The sequence below is a fragment of the Neorhizobium sp. BETTINA12A genome (assembly GCF_023006485.1).
Lineage (GTDB): Bacteria > Pseudomonadota > Alphaproteobacteria > Rhizobiales > Rhizobiaceae > Neorhizobium.
This window is the reverse complement of sequence record NZ_JALBGW010000048.1, coordinates 24399-31113: the sequence shown is the minus strand read 5'-3', so window position 1 is coordinate 31113 and position 6715 is coordinate 24399. Positions and strand designations below refer to the sequence as shown.

6 protein-coding genes are annotated in these 6715 nt (G+C 61.8%); 1 reads left to right on the top strand and 5 read right to left on the bottom strand.

Features of this window, described 5'->3' with window-relative positions; all coding sequences use genetic code 11:
* From MOV61_RS14400 to MOV61_RS14380, 5 genes are all read right to left on the bottom strand, one after another.
* On the bottom strand, positions 1–861 hold an 861-nt coding region (locus MOV61_RS14400; RefSeq protein ID WP_247137046.1), incomplete at its 3' end, for an ATP-binding cassette domain-containing protein.
* Complete coding sequence (locus MOV61_RS14395; protein WP_247137045.1) at positions 858–1874, bottom strand: ABC transporter ATP-binding protein; 1017 nt, start codon at positions 1872–1874, stop codon at positions 858–860. The genes MOV61_RS14400 and MOV61_RS14395, both read right to left, overlap by 4 nt.
* Positions 1871–2785, bottom strand: a complete 915-nt coding sequence (locus MOV61_RS14390) for an ABC transporter permease (RefSeq protein ID WP_247137044.1) — start codon at positions 2783–2785, stop codon at positions 1871–1873. The genes MOV61_RS14395 and MOV61_RS14390 overlap by 4 nt, the downstream gene beginning before the upstream one ends.
* Positions 2778–3755, bottom strand: a complete 978-nt coding sequence (locus MOV61_RS14385; protein ID WP_046605852.1) for an ABC transporter permease — start codon at positions 3753–3755, stop codon at positions 2778–2780. The genes MOV61_RS14390 and MOV61_RS14385 overlap by 8 nt, the downstream gene beginning before the upstream one ends.
* A gap of 120 nt (positions 3756–3875) precedes the next feature.
* Complete coding sequence (locus MOV61_RS14380; RefSeq protein ID WP_247137043.1) at positions 3876–5528, bottom strand: ABC transporter substrate-binding protein; 1653 nt, start codon at positions 5526–5528, stop codon at positions 3876–3878.
* A 285-nt stretch (positions 5529–5813) separates the two neighbouring features.
* Here MOV61_RS14380 and MOV61_RS14375 point away from each other — a divergent pair, with 285 nt between their 5' ends.
* The gene (locus tag MOV61_RS14375; protein WP_040124670.1) at positions 5814–6614 is read left to right on the top strand and encodes an IclR family transcriptional regulator; all 801 of its coding nucleotides are present in this window, start codon (positions 5814–5816) and stop codon (positions 6612–6614) included.
* Positions 6615–6715 lie beyond the last annotated feature (101 nt).

The following is a 6715-nucleotide window of genomic DNA, read 5'->3' as shown; positions in this document are numbered from 1 at the left end:
CGGCGCCCCGCGGCCGATCGGCAGCGGCTCGTGGCTCTGGTCGGGATTCGGCACCGGCACCGCGGCGACCAGCGCCTTTGTGTAGGGATGCAGCGGTTCGCGGACGATATCCTCGGTCGGCCCGTCTTCCATGATCCGGCCGAGATACATGACGATAGTCCGCTCGCAGACGTAACGCACCAGCGCCAGATCGTGGCTGATATAGATGGCGGTGAGGCCCAGCCGGTCGCGCACGTCGCGGAAAACGTTGAGCACGCCGGCACGCACCGAGACGTCGAGCATCGACACCGGTTCGTCGGCCACCACGAATTCCGGCTGCAGGATCAGCGCCCGCGCCATCACAACGCGCTGCAACTGGCCGCCGGACAGGTGATGCGGATAACGGTCGAGAAACTGCGCAGGCTCCGGCAGTTTCACCAGTTCGAGCGCCGTGATGATCCGGCCCTCGCGCTCACGCCTCGGGATGGCGGCATTTTCCAGCGGCTCGGCCAGCGTTTGGCGGATGGTGAAGCGCGGATTGATCGCATCGAACGGGTTCTGGAAGATCAGTTGCGCCTTGGAGCGGAACTTCTTCAGCCCGCTGCCGCGCACCGCACCGATCTCCTCGCCGTCGAAATGGATCGTGCCGCCGGTCTTTTCCTCGAGCTTCAGCAGCAGCCGGCCCATTGAGGTCTTGCCGCAGCCGGATTCGCCGAGCAGGCCGACGCTTTCGCCGCGCCGGATATCGAAGCTGACGCCATCGACAGCTTTCACCACCGTCGACTTGCCGCGCATCGCCGCGAACGCACCGCCGACAGCATAATGCAGCTTGGCATCGAAGACCGAGACCAGAATATCCGGCCTTTTGGTGATCATGTTCATGCCGGGGCCATCCATGTCTCCGTCTTGGCGGCTTTGATACGCAGGGCAGCGCTCTCGTTGGCACGGTGGCAGAGCACCGGGTGATCCGGCGCGACATCGATGACCGGCGGCTCGGTGCCGCAGATGTCGAGCGCGAAAGGACAGCGCGGCTTGAACCGGCAGCCGGCCGGAGGAGAGGCGAGGTTCGGGGGTGCCCCTTCGATCGGCGTCAGGATGCCGGAGGCAGCTCCCTGCAGATCCGGAAAGGCGTTGCGCAGGCCCATCGTATAGGGATGCGACGGCGCGGTCAGCGCCGCCTGCATCGTGCCGGATTCGGCGACCTTGCCTGCATACATGACGACAGTGCGGTCGCAGATATAGGCGACGACCGAGATATCGTGGGTGACGAGGATGACCGACACGCCAAGCCGCGTCTGCAGCTCCTTGAGCTGATCGAGGATCTGCCGCTGCACGATGACGTCGAGCGCCGTCACCGGCTCGTCGGCGATGATCAGCTTCGGATCGAGCGCTAAGGCCAGCGCGATCGCAACACGCTGGCGCATGCCGCCGGAGAACTGGTGCGGATAATCGTTCAGGCGGTTCGCGTCGATACCGACCATCTCGAACAGTTCTTCGGAACGAGCACGGGACTGTTTGCGGCTCAGGCCGCCGCGGCGGCGCAGCACCTCGTCGAGCTGGTATTCGACCGTATAGACCGGATCGAGCGAGTTCATGGCGCTCTGGGGAATGAAGGCGATGTCGCGCCAGCGCAGCGCATTCATCTCCTTTTCGGGAATCTTTGCGAGATCCTTGCCGTCGAACAGGATCTGGCCACCGGTGATCGCCGCATTTTCGGCAATCACCCGCGTCAGTGCCCGGGCAACGGTCGTCTTGCCGCAACCGGATTCGCCCACCAGGCCGGTGATCGAGCCGCGCGGAATGTCGAAGCTCGCGCCGTCCACGGCATGGACGAAATTGCGCCCCACTTGATAGCTGACCCGAAGATCTCTCACGGAAAGAAGGGGTTCGCTCATCGGCTCAACTTCGGGAAGAGGATGTTTTCATAACCGCGGGTGATGAAGAAGCCCGCGCTGACGACGAGGATGATGCAGATGCCCGGAGGCACGAACCAGTAGAAGGCCTGTTTGGCGAGCGCCTGGCTGGCAAACGCATCCTGCAGCATGTAGCCCCAGCTGATCGAGTTAGGGTCACCGAAACCGAGGAAGCTGATCGATGCTTCGGTCAGGATCGCCCAGCCGATCGCGATCGATCCGTACAGGAACGAGAGCGGCAGGATGTTCGGCGCGATATGGCGCAGGATGATCTTGAAGTCGGACGACCCAGCCACCCGCGCCGCCTCGACATAACCGCGGGTCCGAAGCGTCAGCACCTGGCTGCGGATGACGCGGGCGGTATCGCGCCACAGGACCAGCGCCATGGCGATGACGACGTTCCAGATCGACGGCCGCAGGAAGGCCGCAAGCACGATGACGAAGGGCAGAAAGGGGATGCCGAAGGCGATATCGGCAAGCCGCATCAGGATGGCGTCCACCCAGCGGCCGAAATAACCGGCGACGAGGCCGATGACCGAGCCGATCAGCGCCACCATGAAGGCAGCGGTAATGCCGATCAGCAGCGCCGAGCGGCTGCCATAGACGAGTTGCGAGAAGATGTCCCGGCCGAGGCTGGTGGTTCCCATGATGAAACCATCTTGCCCCGGCCGGAGGTCCGCCGCGAGATCGTAGGCTGGCGTGTAGAGGATTTCGGTCGGGTCATGCGTGGCGATCTGATCGGCAAACACCGCAACGACGATGAACACCAGATAGATGAGAAGACCGGCGACCGCGAACGGGTCGTTCATCGGCAGTCTCAGCGCGCGGAACATCCGGGCAAGGATATGGGGGCGTCTCGGCTTGATGATGGCGGGTGCGGCGATCTCAGGCATGGGAAATCCTTGGATCGAGGAAAGCATAGAGCAGGTCGGCGAGTAGGTTCATGAAGATCACCACGAGCGCGATCATCAGGAAGGCGCCCTGCGCCAGCGGATAGTCGGAAGCGGCAACGGCGTTGACCAATTCGCGGCCGAGGCCTGGCCAGGAGAACACCGATTCCACCACGACATTGCCCTGCAGCTGGTAACCGACGGCGATCGCAAACGATGTCATCACCGGCAGCAGCGCGTTACGGGCCGCATGGCGTACCACCACGGTCCAGTTCGACAGCCCCTTGATGCGGGCCATGGTGACAAAGTCCTCCTTCATCACGTCGAGCATGTTGGAGCGCATCAGCAGAAGCGGCAGGCCTTGGCTGTAGATTGCCAGCGTCGCCGCCGGCAGTGCCAGATGAGCGAGAAAATCGCGCGAGGTATAAAGGTCGAGGAAGCCGGAATATTCGTTGCCGGGAGCGCGCGTGCCGCCCGCCGGCAGCCAGCCGAGCGAAAACGAGAAGATCGCCAGCATCACCATGCCGAGCCAGAATTCGGGCATGGCGCGGGTGGTGAGCACCAGCGGAATGGCCGCCTGCTCCACCCAACTTCCGCGGCGCCAGGCAAGATAGGCGCCGGCGAGAATGCCGAAGACATAAGCGACGATCAGCGAGGAGAATGTCAGGATCAACGTGTTCGGCAACAGGATCCAGATGCGCTGGCCGACCGGCTCGCGGTAGCGAAAGCTCTGGCCGAGCTCGCCCTGCAGAAGATTGCCGAGATAGATCAGGTACTGGTGCCACAGCGGCTTGTCGAGGCCGAACTGGGCCATGAGCTGCTGCTGCTGCTCGAGCGTAAAGGTCGGATCGATATAAGCGGCCATCGGATTGCCCGGCATCAGCCGGAACATCAGAAACAGGATGGTCACTACCGCCCATAAAACGAGAGCGAGCTGCAGCAACCTGCTGCCCACAGCCTTGAAATTCTTCATCTGAAAAAATTCCTTCTCTTGGCTCGGCGCCGCCTTGGGAGCACAAGGCGAGGCTGCCGATGTCAAGCGTCAGGCAAAAAGGGGAGGCGGCGCGTGGAAAATCCACCGCCTCCGTGAAGATTACTTGGCGGCGATGGTTTCCTTGGTGTCACCCGGATAGCGCAGCTTGCCGCCGTCCAGCGTATAGCCGGCATCCTTCAGGGTCTTGGCGGCAACGGCCTGACCGGTCTTGAAGCCATCGACGACCGTCTTGTCATGCCAGAATTCGAGTGCCGGGGAGACGATCGAGTTGGAACCGACTGCGAAGCTCTTGTAGGCAGCCTTGACGATCAGCTGGCGTTCGACCGCTTCGGAAAGCGCGCGACGGAAGGCCGGGTCGTTGAAAGGGGGGCGACGTTCGTTGAAGGCGATGTAACGGAAGCCCATGTCAACGGTGGAAACGACTTCCAGGTCGCCGTCCTTCTTGGCGGCGTCGATCAGCACCTGCGGATCGCCGGTGAACTCGCCCATGAAGTTGATTTCACCCGAGCGCAGCATGCCGAGTGCAGCTTCTGCATTCGGTACGATACGCAGGATCCAGCGATCGACCTTCGGCGCGGCGAAGTGATCCTTGTTGGCGGCAAGCGTGACGGACTCGTTCTTCGCCCAGCTGGAGAACCTGAACGGGCCGGAGCCGATCGGCATCTGCTCCTGATAGCTTTCCGCAGTCTCCGGCTTGGTGGCGAGATCCTTGAGGATCGGCTCCCAGATGTGCTTCGGGATCAGGTTGACCTTGGCAAGGCTGGAGGTGACGAAGGAGGCGGCCGGCTTCTTCAGCTTGAAGGTGATGACGTCGCCGTTGATGGTGATCGCATCGATATTCGTCGCGAAAGGCTTGTACATCGGGGCTTCGCCGCCGACTGCCGCTTCGAACGAGAACTTGACGTCATCAGGGGTGACCGGCTTGCCGTCATGCCATTTCATGCCGGACTTCAGCTTCACGTCGACCGTGGTGCCGTCCTTCCAGGTGAAGCTCTCGGCGGCCCACGCCTTCGGCAGGCCATCCGGACCGACACGCAGCAGGCGGTCCCAGACCAGTTCGGTGATCCAGCTGTCGACGCTGCCCGAGATATAAAGCGGATTGATCGCCTTGATATTGTCGGACGAATTGATGATCAGGTCCTTCTTTGCACCCGCCGGCTCGATGCCGAGGAAGGTCCAGGTGTTGCGGATGCCGATGCCGCTCTGGTTGACGACCGATTCCGGCTTCCAGACGGTCTTGTCGAAAGCGAAGGTCGATTTCGGATGCACGAGCATCATGTAGGGCTGATCCTTGGAGAGGATCTCCTGCGCCTTGAAGACCAGCGCCTTGCGCTTGGCCGGATCGATCTCGCCGCGCTGGGCTTCGGCGGTCGCGTCGTAGTCCTTGTTCAGGTAGCCCGCGAAGTTGTAGCCATCCTTGGCGGTAGAAGAATGAAAGAGGTTGAAGATGAGTTCGTCCGGATCGGAGCGCTCAGGCCGGCCGACCATCTGCCAGGCAGTCGAGTCCCACTGGTCGCGCTTGTACCAGACTTCGTCGGACATCTGTTCCCAAGGGATCGCCCGGACTTCGACATCGAGGCCGAGCTTGCGCCATTCCTGAGCAATCAGCTGGACGGACTGGAATTCCGCCTGCTGGCCGGCCTGCGGACGGGACAGGATGGTGATCTTGCGGATCGGGTCGCCGGCCCAGGCGGGCAGAGCGATGGCCGTTACCACAAGAGCTGCAAATGCACTTCTCAAAACGGACTTCATGATCGTTCTCCTCTGAATAGCTTGACTATTCTCTTTGTTGGCAAAGGGTTTTCTCCCTCCGCATCGCAAATCCGAAATCGGCCTTCGAACACGTTTCCCGCGCGTTCAATGCCGACACTCAATCCACAGAATAAATTCACGAGCGCCTTCGAAGGGTTTGCAACCCGGCTCTCAATGTTTTATTGTGTGAAACATCGTTTCGCATTGATGGCGAGTAAAACACATTCCAAGAAGATTGCAAGAAGCTTCAAGCAATCCAAATCACATGCCGGAGGAGACCATCCGATGACCGAACCAAAAGACTACAAGATCGCGGCCGTGGACCGGGCGCTCGCCCTTCTCGAAGCCCTTGCCGATCGTCCGGACCAGGGCGTGACGTCGCTTGCAAAATCGCTGGGGATGACCAAATCGCTGGTCTTCCGCCTGCTGCACACGCTGGAGGAGCGCGGGTTCGTATCGCGCGATCCGGAGCGTGCCGAATTCTCGCTCGGCTACCGCATCGGCGTACTCGGCGAGCGCCTTGGCAAGGACGGCGCCCTGCTTTACGCCGCCCGGCCGGTCATGGATGCGCTCCGCGACCAGACATCGGAGAACGTCAACCTTGTCGTGCGCGAAGGCCTGAAGACCTACGTTCTGGCGACCCGCGCCGGCCGTCATTCGATCCGGCTTTTTGCCCAGGCGGGACGCAATGGCCCATTGCATGCGGGCGGTGGTTCGCTGCTTCTGCTGGCTTACGCCGATCCCTCGGTCATCGATGCGGTACTTTCCCAGCCGCTCGAAGCCTTCACGCCCTACACAATCACCGACCGGGCGAAACTGCGCCAGGCACTCGAACGCATCCGCGCCAACGGCTACAATATCGTGCTCAACGATCTCGATGAAGGCGCCTTCTCCGTCGCCGTCCCGATCACCGGCGCCGACGGCACGATCATCGCCTCGATCTCGGTCGCCGGCGCTGTCGCCCGCTTCGATGAGGAGCGGCGCGAAAGCCATTTGAAGGCCGCCCTCGACGCCGCTGCGGAAATATCCGAGCGCCTTTCGATCCACGGCCCTGGCGAAAACGGCCTCGTGAAATCAAGGGCTTGAGGCTCGATCAAGCCGATCTCCAATCATCCGGAAATAGACGGGCGCTTTGGCGCCCGTTTTCGTCAGTGCGATTTCTGGCCCTTCGAAGCCGCTTGCGGGGT

What these genes read in the sequence shown, in the direction of transcription:
- MOV61_RS14390 (WP_247137044.1), bottom strand. Translation starts at nt 2,785, where the DNA reads ATGCCTGAGATCGCCGCACCCGCCATCATCAAGCCGAGACGCCCCCAT.
- MOV61_RS14380 (WP_247137043.1), bottom strand. Translation starts at nt 5,528, where the DNA reads ATGAAGTCCGTTTTGAGAAGTGCATTTGCAGCTCTTGTGGTAACGGCC.
- MOV61_RS14375 (WP_040124670.1), top strand. Translation starts at nt 5,814, where the DNA reads ATGACCGAACCAAAAGACTACAAGATCGCGGCCGTGGACCGGGCGCTC.
- MOV61_RS14395 (WP_247137045.1), bottom strand. Translation starts at nt 1,874, where the DNA reads ATGAGCGAACCCCTTCTTTCCGTGAGAGATCTTCGGGTCAGCTATCAA.
- MOV61_RS14385 (WP_046605852.1), bottom strand. Translation starts at nt 3,755, where the DNA reads ATGAAGAATTTCAAGGCTGTGGGCAGCAGGTTGCTGCAGCTCGCTCTC.